The sequence below is a fragment of the Limnovirga soli genome (assembly GCF_013106755.1).
Lineage (GTDB): Bacteria > Bacteroidota > Bacteroidia > Chitinophagales > Chitinophagaceae > Limnovirga > Limnovirga soli.
This window is the reverse complement of the sequence record NZ_WHPF01000003.1, coordinates 437,613-457,070: the sequence shown is the minus strand read 5'-3', so window position 1 is coordinate 457,070 and position 19,458 is coordinate 437,613. Positions and strand designations below refer to the sequence as shown.

The following is a 19,458-nucleotide window of genomic DNA, read 5'->3' as shown; positions in this document are numbered from 1 at the left end:
AATGATTACCACTCAAGAAATATTACAATTTCATTTTTCACCGGCTAATTTAAAGAATTCGGCACAAAAGATTATTCCCATTACGCTGAGTATTTTAAATGAATACAGAATTGATAAACTGCATAAAATTACTGAAGAAGTTGGTGCTAATTCCTTTTCATTTTCAGGAAACAATCTTATTCCACAAGTATTCAGAAAATTTAAAAGTTCAATTGGTGCTGAAAGTAGAATTTTTGAACGCAGAGAACTAAGAACTTTAACCTATTCTTTAACTTATTCCGAAAGAAACTTAAAGACTATTTTAAGCGATGAAAATGAACTCAAAAATGCTTTAGAAGCAATGGAAAACAATTGGCGTGATACTTTTTTATCGGGCTTGATAGATTGCCTTTTAAGCAATTGGGAAACTACCCATCAAAAGTCATTAGAGCAATTGGAACAATTCATTACTAAAAAATTAGATAACTATACAGGAAACAGAAACACATTAAACTCATTCAAAAGCAACAAGCGTTACTTCAATACTAAAAATGGCGACTTGATATTAGGCGACACAATAGCCAAACTTAACAGACCAATTCAAGAAGCCACAAAAATATTATGTGTGCCAGAATCTTGGTTTTCTTATTCATATTTTTCAAGAGTAATTGTTACCTACTACGAAAGGAACAAAGCGAATATTCTAACTGAAATAGATAATCTGTCCGAAGTTCTATTGAAAAATAATAGTTCAATCACAAGTAAAAGATTAGTGAGTAAAATGATTATTCAAGCAAACCAACCAGCATTTGCAACATTACAAGACAGATTAAAGAAAATTGCATTCACCCAAATTGGCGACCCAAGTAATATATCAAATTGGGCAGCTTTTGAAAATGCAACAGAAACCGAAAAGGGAGAAATAATTCAAGGTCGAAATATTTTAAACGAATGGATTACACAACAATTTATCAATGTATTTTTCAATGTTTGTATAAATGATGAAAGACGAAAAAGGTTTTGGCTTCGCTATGCTTCAAAAATATCATCTTTCAAAGTTTATGGACCTCAACATACAAAAGCAATACTTAAACGAGATGAAAAAATTTCTGAATATGTTGATGCAAGGTTTGAATCCGTTTCCAGCAGGCGTGGTGTTTCTGCATTTATACTTTATATAGGAGATTATATGTTGATTGAATTTAGCAACGAAGGCTACGCCTTCTACGCTTACAAAATCAACAGCTCATACAGACCAAGTTTAAGTTATCAATTAAATAGTGTGGATGATTTACGAAATGGTTCTATGCCAATGGCTGTGCATAGTGATAATTATTACAACTATTTTAATGAAGAAGGTAGAATAACCCATAGAGATGGCAATCAAATTTGGGAAACAAGATTCAATAGCTGGATGAACAAAAAAGTCTTCGTATGATGTTAAAATATAACTGCAATAACAATTTTTCATTTTATTTCCTAAATCAATTAGGGAATAAAATACCTGTTTCAAATTGGGCAGAACTTCAATTAAATTATTTATCACAACTTGCCATTCTAAACGAATTGCAGGACAATGGTTTGGCTGATTGGACAGAATATTCCTGTGAAGTTGACAGTTTAGAAATTTTAAAGTTAAGCGATATTGACAAACAGATTTTAGATTTACCTAATAGTTATCCATATGAAATATTTATAGAATCTGATGGAGTGCTTTCTCAAAATAATTTTAAATTCAAGTACGGGTTTTATGATTTTAGTCCTAATGGAACAAGATTAAACACAAAAAGAAATGGAATAATTATTTACGTAGATGATACTCCATATCTATTATCTGAAAATCAATACAAAATTTGTGAAGCCATTGAAGAGTTCAATAATTTAATTGATAAAAAAAAAGGTAATGTAATTAATCTTAAAAAATTAGCGGAATTAAAAACATTTTCCAATGAAAGTGGATTAACATTAGAGCATTTTTTGAGCAATCAAGAATTATTTATTCCTGAGAAAATTAAACTAGATATTGAATTCAATAATGGTTTTCTTGAAATATTTCCAACAGTCGATATTTCTAACCCAGTTGGATTTACCAGTACTTTTGATAGATTACCAACTGTTAGAGATGTTTATCCGATTTCAGGAAATAATGGAGAGACGACAAGAGTCGTAATTTCAGAAAATCAAAAATCAGAATTACATAAGATTAAGAGTAAAAGAAAAATTTCAGATCGGGACTCAATTCAAGAAATAATCGAACATCCTGAATTTTTTTTTAATGATGAAGAAGTTGATTTTACAGTTTTTTATAGCGACAGAGTTAAGGAAATTGGAGTGTATAGTCCAAAGTTCTATCCTTTTGCAAGCGCTTACAAATCACAATGGATTCCAGGCATAGTAGTTAAGGATAAAGTAATCGGAGAAAAAAGAATCTATTTTAAATCGCCAGAAAGACTTTCTGACTTTATAGAACAAAAGGAAATAGCAGTAAAGGAAAAGAAACAAACTGTTCAATGGGAAGAAACAGAAATCCCTATTGAAGATGCAGAGAAATTTATAAAAACTGCTAAAAAACAATTTGAAAATCCCAACAAACCTGTTAAGCAAGAAAAGAAAACAGACCACGAAGTACTTATTATAAAAGAAAATGCAGAGCTAACAGAGTTTAGCAAAGGCAATGAATTACCTGAAAATTTAAAACATAACTTTTACGAAATATCTAATTTAGAAAATAGTATAAGTTTAATGCAGCATCAAAAAGAAGGTATTTCGTGGTTGCAGTCCTTATTCAAAGAAAATTTTGCAGGTGGTTTACTTGCTGATGATATGGGACTTGGTAAAACATTGCAATTACTATATTTTATTGAATGGCACAGTCAACATTGTAGTGAAAATAAACCATATTTAATTGTTGCTCCGGTAAGTTTACTTGAGAATTGGGAAAACGAATATCAGAAGTTTTTCAGTCCGCAAAATTTGCCATTACTCAAACTATATGGTTCTGTTTCATTAACCAAGGAAAACAATCATATCCAAAACCAACAAGATGCGAAGCGACTTCAAAAAAAACAAATTATTCTAACCAATTATGAAACAGTAAGGTCATATCAAATTAGTTTAGGACTTGTTGATTTTTCGGTAATCGCCCTTGATGAAGCACAAAAAATAAAAACGCCAGGGACTCTAATAACCAATGCAAGCAAAGCATTAAAAGCAGATTTCAAAATTGCAATGACAGGTACACCAGTCGAAAATACATTAGTAGATATTTGGTGTTTGATGGATTTTGCAGTTCCAGGTCTCTTAGGAAATGCAAAAGATTTTGCAAAAGAATACCAAAAACCATTAAGCGATGAAGGTACAGACATCAAAGCACTCACAGAACAACTTCGCAATAACATTGGTGTATTTATCAAAAGAAGATTGAAAAGTGATGTAGCAAAGGATTTACCAAACAAACACGATAATGCTAATTCAAGAATTAAAAAAGTAATGCCAACTACTCAATTAGACCGTTACAAACAGGAAATTGAAATGGCCAATAATTCAGAATTAGATGGCGTTGAAAAAAGAAATCAAAAATTAAAATCACTTTGGGCAGTCCGAGACATTTCAGACCATCCGTTTCTATTGGAAAGTCAGATTTTGAATTTTACAAGCGAAGAACTTATTTCTAGTTCTTCAAAATTACAAACGACTATTGGTATTTTAGCTGATATAAAATCTAAAGGCGAAAAAGCTATAATATTTGCAGATAGAAGAGAAACACAAAAAATGCTGCAAAAAATTGTGTACGATACTTTTGGCATTTTTACAAGCATCATAAATGGCGACACACCGACAACAAAGCAACTTGAAGGCAAATCAAAATTAAGCAGACAGCAAACAATTGACCGTTTTCAATCCGAAGAAGGATTTAATGTAATCATTATGTCGCCAATTGCAGCTGGTGTTGGATTGAACGTAACCAAAGCTAACCATATCATCCATTATACAAGACATTGGAATCCTGCAAAAGAAGAGCAAGCAACAGACCGAGCATACAGAATAGGACAACAAAAGGATGTTTTTGTGTATTACCCAATGGCTGTTTTTCCAGAAGAAATGCAAGACGAAAGCGGTAATAGATTAAAATCTTTTGATGAAATTCTTGATACATTACTAAACAATAAAAAAGCACTAGCGAGTAATACACTCTTCCCGACAGAGCAAGCTGAAATTACACCTGACGAACTATTTGGTAACATATTTGGGACAAAAACTGAAATTAAATCAAAGTCATTGTCTTTGCTAGACATAGACAGATTGAATCCAAATTTATTTGAAGCAAGTATTGCAGCTCTTTATAAAAAACAAGGGTTTGAAATTTACTTAACACCATACTCCAACGACAAAGGTGTTGATGTTGTTGTTCTCAAAAATGGAGAGAATTATCTTATTCAAGTTAAACAGTCAAAGTCATTGGTTGGAAATGAAGCAATACAGGAAATTTATACAGCTAAAAATTATTATGAGAACAAATATAATGAGCAATTCAATTTATTGACCGTGACAAACAATGACTATAGTTCATCAGCAAAAATATTAGCTAAGACCAACGACATTCAATTATTTAATCGTAATCATTTGGAAAACCTTATAAATACAACCGACATAACAATACAGGAAATTAACAGAATCGAATCTCAACGAATGACACGAGTATAGCCAACGCATTTCATGCGCCACTGTTGGTCGCCTGCCAACAGTATCCAATTCCACTTTCGAAATAAGTATGCAAGCAAGTCTTTGCTTCTCCGCAGTTTTTATGTTTGAAATCCGCGAATGAATATTGGTAAATTTAAGAAAACCAAAAATCATGGAAGCAATTTCAAACAAACTACGAGATTTTAGCGGTCAAAATATTTATGTAGGGATGGATGTGCATCATAAAAGCTGGAAGGTTCATATTTATAGTGATGAATTTGAATTAAAATCTTTAAGCCAGGAACCCGATGTTGATCGCTTGTGTAATTATCTGTGCCACTGTTGGTCGCCTGACCAACAGTATCCAATTCCGCCTTATTAAACAATCATGCAACCAGGCATTTGCATCGCTTTGTATTTGTGCCTTAGCAAAAGCAATCCGGTCAACAACATCCAACGCACACCAGGAGACCCTGCAACAAGTTACGGGTGAAGTAACCCATTCCTTCAGGTTTGTGGGGACACAAACCCCGGCACAAAAAATAGATGCAAAATCTAATTATAAAAGCGCACTATAAAAGCATTAATTATCAATAACACATTTTTTTGGAAAGGGTATTTAGTTCGGTTATTTTTGATTTTTGCGTAATGCAATCGAACACTCAAATAACTTAAAGTAAATGGGAGCCAATTCAGACGATGAACATTTAGATAATCCGACAATCAATCAATCGGAAAATCCTCATGACGAAATTACCTCCACTGCTACTGCGGAGGCTATTAACACAAATCAAGAAACTGAAAATATGGAAGTACATCATCACGCCCATCACGAAGGAAAGAAAAACTGGAAAGCTTATTTCTGGGAATTTTTAATGTTGTTCCTGGCGGTGTTCTGTGGATTTTTGGCAGAGTATCAATTGGAACATGTGATCGAACATAATCGGGAAAGACAATATATTGAATCATACATTGAAGATTTGAAAATAGATACTGCAACTATCAGGCAAGTTAAGAATTCAAGGGATCTATCTTTTACAAAGATGGATTCTTTAATGCAATTGTTAAAGAACAACCAAATAAAGGGCTATGAAAGTGACCTTTATTATTTGGGCCGTATTCTAACAAGAAATGCCAGATTCATTGCTACAGACAGGACTATTACACAGTTAAAGAATTCTGGAGCATTACGATTAATAAGAAATGAAGCAGCTGCCGACAGTATATTATCGTATGATAAAACTATTGAAGGGTTTTATATTAACCAGGATCGTGAAAGAGAAGAAAGATTCAATATTTATCCAGTTTTATCTCGAATGTTTGATCCTTTTATTTTAGAAACTATGCAGGATAAAAATAGTCCTGCATTTATACGCCCTATTAATAATCCTCCATTAAGGTCTTACGATAAAGACATTCAGTTAGACCTTGCCTTTAATGTTCATCAACTAAAAAGCAGTTCGCTGCTTTTAGATTCGCGATTGCGTTTTATAAACCAAAAAGCTACTAACATGATTGCATTTCTGAAACAAGAATATCATATTGAATAAACGTACGAACGCACAACAGGTGGTTTAGCAAATTTGGGGCTGGACAAACTTAACTTCAACATATCATTATCATCATTCGTTCGGGCAGAGACAACATCACCGGGCATTTGTACGCAACTTCAAATTTTAATTATAAATCAACATCGGTTCCGGGCGGACAATTGGATAATCCCCAACTTCGCTAAGCCCAGGAACGTTGTGCGTCATGTTTGGGCGCCATCGGAACATCAAACTGAAATCAAGAAACTAACTTTAATGAATAAATAAAAACTGCTTAAACAATGAAAAATATTTTTACAAGTCGCCCGGTAATTACGTTTCTGCTTATAACATTTTTGTTAAGCTCAATATTTTATTTTCTGATTATCTATACCGGAAAAATTGGAAGTGGATTTGGTTTGTATGTTACCGGGTTGATGTGGTGTCCAGGAATTTCTGCTTTAATCACTTCTTTAATTTTAGGAAGAAAGCTATCTGAACTTGGATGGCAATGGGGTAATGCAAAATATCAATTGAGGAGTTATCTTATTCCCCTATTATATGCTTCCATTGCATACATTATCATTTGGTCAATTGGTTGGGGAGGGTTTTACAACAAAGAATTTGTGACTCAAGTTTCAAATTCATTTGGATTGACACAATTACCTTCTGGACTTATCATTGCTCTTTATTTTATTTTTATGGGATTATTTGGTGTAATAGGTAGCGCAGCTAATGGCTTAGGAGAGGAAATTGGCTGGCGTGGTTTTTTAGCTCCTGAACTTTCTAAAACATTTAACTATACAAAAACATCACTAATCTCAGGGGGTATATGGGCAGTATGGCATTTCCCAATTCTTATTTTTGCAGATTATAACGTAGGTACACCCTACTGGTATGGTTTAACCTGCTTTACAGTAATGGTAATAAGTATAAGTTTTGTGTTTACCTGGTTTCGTTTAAAATCAAATAGTTTGTGGACAGGTGTTATACTTCATGCAAGCCATAATTTATTTATCCAATCAATATTTACTCCACTTACTAAGGATACTGGAAATACAAAATACTTTATTGATGAATTTGGAATTGTAATACCTATAGTATGCTTGTGCTTTGCAATTTATTTTTGGAGCAAACGTTCTCAACTAATTAGTATCCCAAACGAAATTGATAATAGACATTAAGTAGGACAGGACATTGCAATCACCAACTTCTGTAATGGGCTGATGGAATGCTAATTCCCCAACAATGCCAAGCTTTTTTCGTGGTACGTAACTTTAACTCTAAAACTCATAGCTGTTATGATTTTTTCAAACTTCACTACTAGGACAGGATTCTTTATCATTTTTACATTATGCTCTTTTGCTGCTTTTGCCCAGAATACAAATATCAATTTGGCCTTTAATAAAATTGTGAACGATTACTACGAAGCGGGTTTGGAATTAAGACCTTTGGCTGCTACACAAAAAGGAGATAATCGCTTTAACGATATTTTACCCAATACTATTTCTGCTGCCTATCTTAAAGATGTTCATAATTACAATGTAAAATTTAAGAAACAGTTAGCCTCTTTTAAAAAGTCAAATTTAAGTTCATCGGATAAAGTTACTTTGGACATTATTAATTTTCAGATAGAAATGGCATTAGAAAGAGAGCAGTTTCATTTGGAATTGATGCCCTTTAATCAAGGTGTGGGAAGTATGCCAACTACACTTCCCTCTTTTGGTTCAGGCATTGGCATACAACCTTTTAAAACAGTAACTGACTACTATAACTGGTTAAAACGTTTAGACGCCTTTACATTTTGGGCTGACACTGCTATTGCTAATTTTAATAGAGGTATTTCTTGCGGAATGGTTTTACCTAAAGCTCTTGTTGTAAAGATGATACCACAATTAGAAGCACAAACTGTAAGCGACACTTCGAAGAATATTTTTTATGGACCAGTTAAAAATATGCCTTCATCTTTTTCGGAGGCTGAAAAAGCCGCAATTAAATTAGCATATCAAAATACTATTACCACTAAAGTAATACCTACATATAAAAAACTTGCCGACTATTTAAAGAATATTTACTTAGCTAAAGCAAGAAATACATCGGGATATAACGACCTGCCGAATGGGTCTGAGATTTACAAATTCTTAGTTAAGTTTTACACTACGACAAATAAAGCACCAGAGGAAATTTATAAAATTGGTTTAAAGGAAGTTGCCAGAATTACAAGAGAAATAGATTCTATAAAGGCAAACATTGGCTTTACTGGTAGCAGAAGTGATTTGTTTGATTTTCTTAAAACCGATAAGCAGTTTCTTCCATTTACAACAGAAAAGCAAGTGTTAGACAGTTTTAGGAACATATTACCAAGAATTGAACCTAAGCTTAAAAAGCTTTTCAACATTGTGCCTAAAACAACATTTGAAGTTAGGGCAATTGAAAAATTTAAAGCTGCCTCAACAGCTTCAAATTATCAAACTGGAACAGAAGATGGAAGCAGACCGGGTTATTTTAATGCCAGGATATTAGACCCTTTAACATATAATGCACAAGGTATGGAAAGCCTTTTTGCACATGAAGCAATACCGGGACATCACTTCCAACTATCATTACAACAGGAGAATAATGCCTTGCCGAAAATAAGGCGGTATGCCCAGTACCCCGTATTTGCTGAGGGATGGGGTTTATATGCCGAATCATTAGGAGACGAGTTAGGATTATATAAAAACCCGTATGAAAAAATAGCAGCATTAAGTTCCGAACTGTTTAGAGCTGCAAGATTAGTAATTGATGTTGCATTACATACTGGAAAAATAACAAGAGAAGAAGCAATTAAATATATGGTTGAAAAAGTTGGACTTGGTGAAAGGGAAGCTACATCGGAAATAGAACGGTATATGGCTGACCCCGGACAAGCTCTTTCTTACAAGATTGGCGAACTAAAAATAAAAGAAGTAAGAAGCAAATATGAAAATCTTTTAGGTACAAAATTTAACATTAAGGACTTTCACGATGCTATACTTTCAGGTGGAGCAATGCCCTTAAGTGTATTCGAAAGTTATATGGCTGACTGGTACAAAAAACAATAAGAAAAGGGCGAACGAACAAACGCGTGGTTTAGCAAAATTGGGGCTGGACAATCTTTGCTTTTACATCTTATCATTATGATCATTGACGGAGCGTTACAACTGAAAACTGGGCGCCTATTTTATTAACTGCAGTAATTTACATTTTAGAGATTTTTAGCCTGGCACCAGATTGAATATGTGGCTTTACTTGCGTCGCACACTTGTGCGGTGGGATTAACGCTGGGCATATACAAAGGCAAAAAAGCAGGTTTTTGAAATAAAATTGTGCCAAACAACCAAATTGCTATAAACCTTGGCATAAAACGTGATAAATCACGCTTTTTTGTATTACCAGGTTATATAAATTTGTTAAACTGATTTCAAACAATTTCTTTAAAAAGATTGATGCTATAAACAATACAAAATGTAAAATAACAGTTTGTTGATAATCAATGATTTTTAATTATACATTATATCAATCAATAGCATCAATTCTTGAGTTGGGCGTCATGTGATTGAATACCCAAATAAATTAAACAACAAAAATAAATGGCAGACAATACAGAAGAAGAACATCTAGATAATCCGACAAATACTCAATCGGAAAATTCTCCCGATGAAGTTACTCCTACATCTGACACAGAGTCTTTTAACCAAAATCAAGAAACTAAAAGTATGGAAGTACATCATCATGCACATCAAAGCCACGGAAAGAAAAGTTTGAAACATTATTTTTGGGAATTTTTCATGTTGTTTTTAGCTGTGTTTTGTGGCTCCTTGGCAGAATTACAAGTAGAGCATTATGTAGAACATCAACGAGAAACTAAATATGCCCAAACGTTAGTCGAAGACTTAGTAAATGATACAATTGACTTAAAATATGATATAGAAGGCTGGAGCAAAGTGGATAGAAGAGCTGATACCATTATTATGGAAATGGAAAAAGATGTTGACTTAAGAGATCATCGTTTGTTATACAAGTGCGTATCACAAATTAATACGAATAATACTTTTTTGTATCACGACAGAACCATCCAGCAATTGAAAAGTGCAGGCAATTTTAGGTTACTTCGAGATAATGCGATTGCAGATTCTTTAGTAGAATATGATGGCTGGATAGTCAAAACAGTTACAAATATTGAAGACATTTATGGCAAGGTTCTTAACCCAGAGATGCAGAACTTAGAAAATCAATTGTTTAATTCAAAATACTTTAGCATAGCAAGGAATAAGGCAAAATTGGATTCAGCTTTCTTGTTATCTCCTGAAAAAATAATGATGCAGAAAGGCAAAGAAGAAATTGCTTTTCAGTTTTATAACAAAGTTCACAACTACAAATCATTAACACAAGCAAGGATATACTATTTAGGTACTACATTAAGACGAGCCACTAACTTAATTGCCTTACTAAAACATCATTATGATATTGAATGAAAATAAGTCACGAACGCCCAACAAGTAGTTTGCCAAAAGTGTGGCTGGACAAACAAACATCAACTAATTTTAGGACGAGACATATTTTCAATCAACAGCGGCCCGGGCAGACGGAATGCTCATTCCCAACCTGCATAAAGCCCTGTTCGTTAGCCACAATTATATGAAAAATTTCCTTCTCCGCAGAGTCTATTAAATATAGCTTTGCGGGTGGCAGTGACTCTGCGGATCGTTGGCCATAATTTTCCTAATCTGGCGTAAGTATACAACCAAGCCTTTGCAGTGCAGCGTATATGTGCCTTTGCAAACACATCCGGGTAACAACATCCAACGCACACCAAGAGACCCTGAAACAAGTTCCCGGTGACGAAGCACCAACAGTTATCCCTAATTCATTTTTGTAGCAACCATTTTTACTTTTATCTACGCTTAAATAATAGCTGCACAAAGTTATACCCGTACAAGAGTGCGACGCAAGTGGGCTGCCATGGCAATATACTGCCGGGCTAAAAAAATGCTTATATGCATATGCTGTCGTAAGTATGCAGAGAGGCATTTGCAGCACAGCTTACTTGTGCCTTAGCAAACGCAATCAGGGTAACAATATCCAACGCATACCAGGATATCCAGAAAGAGTTCAAGGTGACGACATGCTACAACGCTGTGCATTTTTTGGAAAGGCTATTTAGTTCGTCTATTTTTGAGTTAGTGCAAATCTTGACGAATGACATTTCCAACTTAACCAGACAATAAAATCATTAATAAATGAATTCAATATCACCAAACATTTTCGTAAAAGATATCAATAAGACCATTGATTTTTACAAACAATTAGGTTTTAAAGTTGTTGCGACAGTTCCCGAACAAGGCGACATTGCTTGGGCAATGATGATTTGCGGAAATGTAAATTTTATGTTTCAGACTTTTGAAAGTTTAGGCAATGACTTGCCAATGATTTCAAGACAATCCGGTGGCTCATTGCTTTTGTATATGCAAACAACTGAAATCAGAACATTCTTTGACCAAATAAAAGACACCGTAAAAGTGGTTAAAGGACTTGAAAAAACATTTTACGGTGCCACAGAATTTTCAATAGAAGATAATAACGGTTATTTGCTAACTTTTGCCGAAGATGAAAAATAAATCTAACATAAAACTTCCGCTGACGGATATTGAAAAAGCAAATTTGAGAAAGCATAAAATCAAAATTGCTACTATCCTTGACTTCGCAACTGACGAATTGGAAGTGTTGTTAAGCGCTACACCTGAACGGGCAAAGGAAATTTATGCTTTAGCAGCATTTCAAACCGTTCCATCCGTAGGAATAAAGTTTGCAGAAGACCTGGTTTTTTTAGGTTATTACTCACTCAACGAATTAAAGCATAAAGACGGTGCTAAACTAACAGACGAATATGAACAGAAAAAAGGTTATTGGATTGACCCTTGTGTTGAAGACCAATTTAGATTAGTTGTGTATGTTGCAAACACAAACGACACAAAAAGAAAATGGTGGGACTTTACCGAAGAACGAAAATTGTTTCGCGCTGAAAACGGATATCCCAAAAGCAGACCGCAAAAAGCATGGTTTGAAACGGCAGGATTTGAACGAAAAGAGAATAAAAACAGCCAATAACATCGGTTTCCTTCTCCGCGGCGTTTACTAAATATATTTTTTCGGGTGGCAGTGAAGCTGCGGCTCGTTGGCCCTAATTTTCCTGATCTGGTGTTAGCATGCAGCCAAGCCTTTGCAGTGCAGCGTATTTGTGCCTTAGCAAACGCAATAAGGGAAAACAACCAATGTATACCAGAAGACATTGAAACGAGTTCAGGGTGACGTAAGCTGAATACCGTTAAACCCGAAATAATTGGGAAAAATGAATAGCAACAAAATGCTGTATCTTTATACTACTTTAAATAACGCACCAATGGAAATTCTGCTTGACATATTATTTACTGCCATTTTTACCAATTGGAAGAAAGTGATTAGGGTATTTAGTAATAATATTAAAGCCCTGCCAACTGGGATTAATCCTTAAGAATTCGTATTTGTGTTTTAGGATCTGGTTCAAACTCTGGTGAATCATATTTTCCTCTACCCATTTTTTTTCAGCTGCAAATTGTTATAACCGTACAAGAGTGCGACGCAAGTGGGCTGCCGTTGCAATATGCTGCAGGGCTAAATAAATTTGCATATAAAATCATCATTACTGCATACCGCAGCTCACTATTTTATGGAAAGGAATGGATATTGCCGCTATATTTGGGCCATACGATTGCCTGCCTGCACACTATAAAACTGAACACTAATCATCAAAAACATATCATGAAAAAAGGTTTATTCATTATTGCGCTCTTGATTGTTTATGCAGGCTTTGGACAATCGAATAAGAAAATGACGGATGAAGAAAAACTCGGAAAATGTATTCTTGAAAACACCAGCTACTTTAGTTTTAAGGGAGAAAAGCCAACCGGAAAGGGCTGGGATATATTGGAAAATCTTTTTGCAGAAAATCAATTTGTTGCATGGGGAGAATACCATAACTCACCAATTCTTTCATCATTAACAACCTATGCTTTAGCAAGTGCTTCAAAAAATGGATATAAAACATGGTGTGTAGAAACGAGCCCTTTTGCGGCGGCTGAACTTATGCGTATTGCAAAGACAAAAAATCCATTAGACACCATTTTGAAAATTGCAAAAGACCGCCCCAATTTTACAACCTTTCCTTTTTTTGAAAGCAAGGAAGATATAAGTATGCTAACAACAGCTAATAAGCTGGGATTTTCCATTTGGGGAATTGATCAGGAATTCCAAACAGGCTTTCCTTATTGCCTTGACAAAGTATACCAGGCCCAACCCAACAACATAAAGAAACGATTCAAAGCAGTGTATGACAGTCTGCAAGCAAAATGGTGGAATCCGGATGCCAAACTATTAGACAGTTTAAAAAATGGAATAAAGCAGCCAAATTTAAAGCATGTATTAGACGATATCAAAACATCAAAAGATATTTATTACTATAGCGATAATCAACGAAGAGCCGATTTAATGAAAACAAATTTTTATAATTACTATGATGGTTTAAAGACTAAAAATGAAAAAGTGTTTTTCAAAATGGGGAGTAATCATTTAGCAAAAGGAATGAATTTGGAAACAAATTTATACGATATTGGGAATGCTGTTTACGAACTATCACAAAGAAATAAAACCAAGTTTGCAAATGTTTATTTTATGGTTAGATACAGCGAAGAGAATGGTATAATAACCGATGATGCTGAAGAAACAAATAATGAAAATCCCAAAGTATTTTCTAAATTATATGATAAAGAAAAGTGGGTACTGGTAGATGTAAGAACTTTGAGACTTAGAATGAGATATGATAATACATTAACAACAGACACTTACAAAATAATTGAAAAATATGACTATGTTTTAGTGTCGCCGGAAATCCTGCAATAAAAGACAGAACGGAGAATAGAGTAAAAAGGGGATTTTGGGGTCATGATTCTTGTCCGCACGAAGCATGTTGTTTTTCTATACCCAATAATTTTAGCCGCAAGATGTTATAAACGCTCAAGTGTGCGACGCAAGTGGGCTGCCATAGAAATGTGCAGCCGGGCTAAAAAACTTGTTTAAGGCTACTTAATTAAGCCATAAAACAAGGCACTATTTTATTGAAAGTATTGGATATTGACCCTATATTTGAGATACAGCAAATGCTAAACAAACACTCCAATAATTTTGACATCATATAATGACGAGCCAACATAAAATAGTTGAATATATTAATAGAACGGTAAGTTTAACTGAACAGGAGTCAGACATTTTTGGTGCTTCTTTCAGGGAGGTTAAAATTAAAAAAAGACAATTTATTGTTCAGCCAAACTTTGTGGTGAAAAACAGAAATTTTGTGATAAAAGGGGCATTTAGAGCCTATGTGGTGGATGACAAGGGACAAGACAGCACTATAGCATTTGCCATTGAAGACTGGTGGATAACCGATTACAACAGTTATGTGCTGCAAAAGCCTGCCACCATGTTTGTAGTTGCACTTGAAGACAGCATTATTTTAGAAATAAGCTATGAAAAAGAGCAAGCCTTAAAACAGGCCAACCATAAATTTGAAACCTTTTTTAGAATAAGGGCAGAAAGAACTGCCGCCTTTATGCAGCAAAGAATTATTTCAAATCTTACCCAAACTGCTGAAGAACGGTATACAGATTTTATTGAGAAGTACCCACAAATTGTACAAAGAATTCCGCAATACGCATTAGCATCCTATTTGGGGATGACCACTGAATTTTTATCCAGAATTAGAAATAAGCGGGTGTCTAAAAAATAGTTGAACCAGTTCAACCAAATTTATTAAACTACATCATTTTTAAACTTTGTAGTTCGTAGCATTTTTGCATTGTCAATAACGACAAACAATTATTAAAATAAAGCAAAAAATGACAACGACTGCAAAAAGAACTTATACAGTTCCTCAAAAATCAGATGTATCTGAAAACAACAAGGCAATATTTGACAACTTACAAAAAAGCCTGGGATTTGTGCCCAATTTATATGCCTATTTTGCCAAAAATGATACGGCATTGGTAGACTATCTTGCCTTACAAAATCGTAAAAGCACTTTAAGAGCAAAAGAAAGAGAGGTAATAAATTTGGTAACAAGTCAGTTAAATGGCTGCCGTTATTGCCAATCTGCCCACACGGTTATTGGTAAAATGAATGGCTTTACTGAAGCACAAATACTGGAGATAAGAAAAGGTACCGCCGCTTTTGACAGTAAGCTGGATGCATTGGCAAAATTTACAGCATCAGTAGTTGAACATCGCGGCAGTGCTACAGAAGAAAGTAAAGAAGCGTTTTTTGCAGCCGGTTACAGTGAGGCCAATATGATTGATGTTATTATTGTAATTGGTGATAAAATCATCAGCAATTACCTGCACAACTTAACGGAGTTTGAAATTGATTTTCCGATGGCAGACAGCATTTAATCTAATCTGGAAAAGGACCTGACAAATGCATTGCCAAAACAGGGCTGACGAATAATGTTCGTCGGCTTTTTGTATTTTGATATAGTGCCGACCTTTACTAATTTCCGCCACTGTTGGCCGACTGACCAACAGCGTTCCATTCCTGAGTAATTATGCAGCCAGGTATTTTCAGGGTAGTGAACTTTTGCATTTGCAAACGCCATCCGGGCAAGGATAATGAACGCATATCAGGAGACAATGTTACGAGCTTATGGTGATGCCTTATTCATATGTTTAGCATTTTTTGCAAAGGTGCATTAGTTCGTCTATTTTTGAGATGGCGGCAATTGAGAAACTTCTAAAACATGTGCCATGAAAGCAGGAATAATTTATTTGATACTCTGTTTCTTTTCCATCAGTTTATATAGTCAAACCAATACCTACGAAATTTATGCACTGGAATATGCAAAAGGAGATTGGAATCCGCTTGTTTCGGAAATTGCAGTGGGGTCTAAAGTAAACGATAGCCTGAAAGCAAATTTTGTGATTTGGTTATTAAAGAATAAAAATGGCAAGTGTATTTTGGTGGATGCCGGTTATATACCTGAAAAGCCTGAAGCTGGGTATATGCGACCGGATTCAGTTTTACAAAAGATAAATATTAAACCCGAAGACATTACTGATATAATTATTACACACCCGCATTGGGATCATATAGGTGGCATAGATCTTTTTCCTAATGCAATGGTATGGATGCAAGAAGATGATTATACTTATTTTGTAGGTAAAGCATGGCAAAAGGGTGGATTTTCAGATGGTTTAGACAAAAACGATGTTCCAAAAATTATCAGGAGAAACATGGATGGGAAACTAACATTGGTGAAGGGAGATAATATTGAAATAATACCCGGAATAAGCGTGTTTATAGGGTCAAAACATACTTATGAATCGCAATACCTGCTGGTAAACGGAACGTCGGGAAAAACTATCATCGCATCAGATAATATGTGGTTTTATGCAAATCTGCAATATCTGTTGCCAATTCCACACTACACTTTTGACCCCAACGCCTATGTAGCACAATTGAAAAGAATGAAAACACTTGTTACAAATACGGCATTGATTATTCCGGGTCATGATGCCAGTGTATTCTCCATATTTCCAAAAGTGGCTGATAGAGTAGTTAAAATAGAGCTAACAAAATAGTAGAGCTACCAGCGATAACCATGGATTTTCAATTTCACAGCCTGTATCAATGATCGCTTTGTGGTTGGTTGTGTAACGGCGGTTGGTTGGTGCTGATTTTTCTTTTCTGGCGCAAGTATTCTATACAAATGCACGAAAAGCGAAGTGTTGCTGTTTTAAGGCAAATAGAATCCCGTTAATAACAGCCAATGCCAGAGAGGGCAGAAACGGAAGCCAGTACATATCAATACAATACACTATCTTTAAAAAGCTATAAAAAATATTACAATGGAAATAATGCTTGACCTATTATTTACTGCGATATTCACCAACTGGAAGAAAGTAATCAGGGTATTTAGTAACAACAATACAGTTGTGCCAACTGTGAACAAGCCATAACATTCCATATTTGTGTATTCCCTATTGGTTCAAATACTTATGAATCATTTTCCCACTACCCTATTTTATCAGCTGCATAATGTTATAACCGTACAAGTGTGCGACGCAAGTGGGCTGCCATGGTAATGTGTTGCCGGGCTAAAAACATACATTTGGCCAGGTTTGGGGCTGCTATAAAAAAAGTTGAGCAATATTGAATAACCATAAAGTATTTAGAAGGTTTGTGAAATAGTATATTCGTACAAGGTATGTTTCTATTCAAATAGCATCAGGTATCGGTAATCAGTAATATTAATTTTATTAAACAAAAATCAACCATATTTCTCCAGGGAGTAATTGTACTTATTGGTATAGTGGCTCTGTCCATTATGATTTATTTTCCCACCACGGAGGGAAGGGCCGAACACCTGGATTTGTTAAGCATTTACACTGATCCGTTTATTATGTATGCTTATTTGGCATCTATCCCTTTTTTTGTAGCGCTGTACAAGGCTTTTAGATTATTAGGCTATATTGGTGATAATAAAATATTCTCGCCATCGGCTTTGATGGTTTTGCGTAGTATACAATATTGCGCCATAGTACAGTGTATACTGATAGTGATAGCAGGTATTTACAGTAGGATATTTCACGATAAAGAGGATGACCCTGCGGGTTTTATGGCGCTTTGTATGATAGGCAGTTTTATTGCTATAACAGTGGCTATAGTTGCAGCAGTTTTTGGAAAAATAGTACAACAAGGGATATACCTGATGGAAGAGAATGAACAATTAAAAAGCAGGTAGGCAGTAATTATTTAGAAACAATAAAATAAACCATAATGATAAAGTTTTCATACACCATACTATATGTTAAGGATGTAGAAAAAACATTAGGGTTTTATGAGAAGGCATTTGGCTTTGCCAGAAAATTTATTACACCAGACAATAGTTATGCTGAATTATTAACCGGCGAAACAACACTTTCCTTTGCATCTGTAAGTTTGGCAGGTTCAAATTTAAAGGATGGCTTTATGGAAAGCAGTACAACAAAACAACCTTTTGGAATTGAAATTGGCTTTACAACCGAGGATGTTGAAGCAACTGTTTTATCGGCTGTAAATGAAGGAGCTACGCTTCTGGAAAACCCAAAAACAAAACCATGGGGACAAGTGGTTGCATATGTAAGAGATCCGGATGGTTTTTTAATTGAAATTTGCACACCAATGGGCTAACATTTCATTTAGATGAAGCCTCAAACCATTTTCCGGTATATAACAACAGCAAAATGTTTTACGGCCACATGAGTATCGCATACCGGCAATTAGCCATTTTTAGCAACCTGAATTTTGAGAAATGGCAATTGGAATGGTATTTTTGAGTAGCCCGCAATTGTACAGTGAAATATTAGAAAAATTTGATTAAAGCCGATAGAAATGGAAATTATTGAAGATAAAAGTTTTGAGAAATGTGATTTTACAAAACAACCTTTAGAAAAAGGAGAATATGAAAATTGCACTTTTAACACTTGTGATTTTTCAAGTACTGACCTGGCTGAAATCAGGTTTGTTGATTGTGTTTTTGATGGATGTAATTTAAGTTTGGCTAACCTAACAAAAACTGCCTTTAGAGATATTACATTTAAAGATTGCAAAATGCTGGGGCTGCATTTTGAACATTGCAGTCAATTTGGACTTTCTTTTAGCATTGATAATTGTAACCTAACTTATGCTTCATTTTTTCAAACGATCATCAAAAAAACCAGCTTTAAGCAATCGCAATTGCATGAAGTAGATTTTATGGAATGTGATTTAACAGGTGCTGTTTTTGATAATTGTGATTTGGCCAGGGCCATTTTTAAAAACTCCATTATTGAAAAAGCCGATTTTAGAACCTCTTACAATTATTCAATTGACCCGGCGCTTAACCGGATAAAAAAGGCTAAATTTTCTTTAATGCATATTGCCGGCCTATTGGATAAGTATGACATTGAAATTGATAGCCGTATGTAATTATTGCAGTCAATTCTTTAAAATGTTATTTACCTGACATGATTGGTGTACCAGTAAACGATTAGGGTTTTATTAGCTGTATTTTATCTGCTGCACAATGTTATGGCGTACAAGAGTGCGACGCAAGTGGGCTGCCATATGATACATAGCCAGGCCCAACCACCTACTGTTTACCCTGTTTTTTGAAATAGTAACTGCAGAAATAAAAACCTATACA

17 protein-coding genes are annotated in these 19,458 nt (G+C 34.7%); all 17 read left to right on the top strand.

Annotation, left to right across the window (positions count from 1 at the left end; all coding sequences use genetic code 11):
- Position 1: 1 nt before the first annotated feature.
- The 17 genes from GD597_RS05710 to GD597_RS05630 all read left to right on the top strand — a co-directional run bounded on the left by GD597_RS05710 (position 2) and on the right by GD597_RS05630 (position 19,241).
- A complete protein-coding gene (locus tag GD597_RS05710) occupies positions 2–1,417 on the top strand; it encodes an EH signature domain-containing protein (protein ID WP_171606852.1) in 1,416 nt (471 codons plus the stop codon).
- Positions 1,414–4,683, top strand: coding sequence for an SNF2-related protein (locus GD597_RS05705; protein WP_171606851.1), 3,270 nt, complete (start codon positions 1,414–1,416; stop codon positions 4,681–4,683). The genes GD597_RS05710 and GD597_RS05705 overlap by 4 nt, the downstream gene beginning before the upstream one ends.
- A gap of 151 nt (positions 4,684–4,834) precedes the next feature.
- Positions 4,835–5,044, top strand: a complete 210-nt coding sequence (locus GD597_RS05700) for a hypothetical protein (protein ID WP_171606850.1) — start codon at positions 4,835–4,837, stop codon at positions 5,042–5,044.
- Positions 5,045–5,342: 298 nt separating this feature from the next.
- Positions 5,343–6,212, top strand: coding sequence for a hypothetical protein (locus GD597_RS05695; RefSeq protein ID WP_171606849.1), 870 nt, complete (start codon positions 5,343–5,345; stop codon positions 6,210–6,212).
- Between the two features lie 281 nt (positions 6,213–6,493).
- Positions 6,494–7,375 (top strand): CPBP family intramembrane glutamic endopeptidase, encoded by an 882-nt coding sequence (locus GD597_RS05690; protein ID WP_171606848.1) that lies wholly within the window; start codon positions 6,494–6,496, stop codon positions 7,373–7,375.
- A gap of 117 nt (positions 7,376–7,492) precedes the next feature.
- Positions 7,493–9,274, top strand: a complete 1,782-nt coding sequence (locus GD597_RS05685; protein WP_171606847.1) for a DUF885 domain-containing protein — start codon at positions 7,493–7,495, stop codon at positions 9,272–9,274.
- Between the two features lie 528 nt (positions 9,275–9,802).
- Positions 9,803–10,687, top strand: a complete 885-nt coding sequence (locus GD597_RS05680) for a hypothetical protein (RefSeq protein WP_171606846.1) — start codon at positions 9,803–9,805, stop codon at positions 10,685–10,687.
- A 765-nt stretch (positions 10,688–11,452) separates the two neighbouring features.
- Complete coding sequence (locus tag GD597_RS05675; RefSeq protein WP_171606845.1) at positions 11,453–11,830, top strand: VOC family protein; 378 nt, start codon at positions 11,453–11,455, stop codon at positions 11,828–11,830.
- Positions 11,820–12,320 carry a helix-hairpin-helix domain-containing protein gene (locus GD597_RS05670; protein WP_171606844.1) on the top strand — a complete coding sequence of 167 codons (501 nt, stop codon included), beginning with the start codon at positions 11,820–11,822 and terminating at the stop codon, positions 12,318–12,320. The genes GD597_RS05675 and GD597_RS05670 overlap by 11 nt, the downstream gene beginning before the upstream one ends.
- A 241-nt stretch (positions 12,321–12,561) precedes the next feature.
- Positions 12,562–12,723, top strand: a complete 162-nt coding sequence (locus tag GD597_RS05665; RefSeq protein ID WP_171606843.1) for a hypothetical protein — start codon at positions 12,562–12,564, stop codon at positions 12,721–12,723.
- A 287-nt stretch (positions 12,724–13,010) separates the two neighbouring features.
- Positions 13,011–14,147, top strand: a complete 1,137-nt coding sequence (locus GD597_RS05660; protein WP_171606842.1) for a hypothetical protein — start codon at positions 13,011–13,013, stop codon at positions 14,145–14,147.
- Positions 14,148–14,442: 295 nt separating this feature from the next.
- The gene (locus GD597_RS05655; RefSeq protein ID WP_171606841.1) at positions 14,443–15,030 is read left to right on the top strand and encodes a Crp/Fnr family transcriptional regulator; all 588 of its coding nucleotides are present in this window, start codon (positions 14,443–14,445) and stop codon (positions 15,028–15,030) included.
- Between the two features lie 109 nt (positions 15,031–15,139).
- Positions 15,140–15,688, top strand: a complete 549-nt coding sequence (locus GD597_RS05650; RefSeq protein ID WP_171606840.1) for a carboxymuconolactone decarboxylase family protein — start codon at positions 15,140–15,142, stop codon at positions 15,686–15,688.
- A 351-nt stretch (positions 15,689–16,039) separates the two neighbouring features.
- Positions 16,040–16,873, top strand: a complete 834-nt coding sequence (locus GD597_RS05645; protein ID WP_171606839.1) for an MBL fold metallo-hydrolase — start codon at positions 16,040–16,042, stop codon at positions 16,871–16,873.
- A 746-nt stretch (positions 16,874–17,619) separates the two neighbouring features.
- Positions 17,620–18,036, top strand: a complete 417-nt coding sequence (locus tag GD597_RS05640; protein ID WP_216368515.1) for a DUF2975 domain-containing protein — start codon at positions 17,620–17,622, stop codon at positions 18,034–18,036.
- A 35-nt stretch (positions 18,037–18,071) separates the two neighbouring features.
- Positions 18,072–18,464 carry a VOC family protein gene (locus GD597_RS05635; protein WP_171606838.1) on the top strand — a complete coding sequence of 131 codons (393 nt, stop codon included), beginning with the start codon at positions 18,072–18,074 and terminating at the stop codon, positions 18,462–18,464.
- A 201-nt stretch (positions 18,465–18,665) separates the two neighbouring features.
- Positions 18,666–19,241, top strand: a complete 576-nt coding sequence (locus tag GD597_RS05630) for a pentapeptide repeat-containing protein (protein ID WP_171606837.1) — start codon at positions 18,666–18,668, stop codon at positions 19,239–19,241.
- Positions 19,242–19,458: the final 217 nt, after the last annotated feature.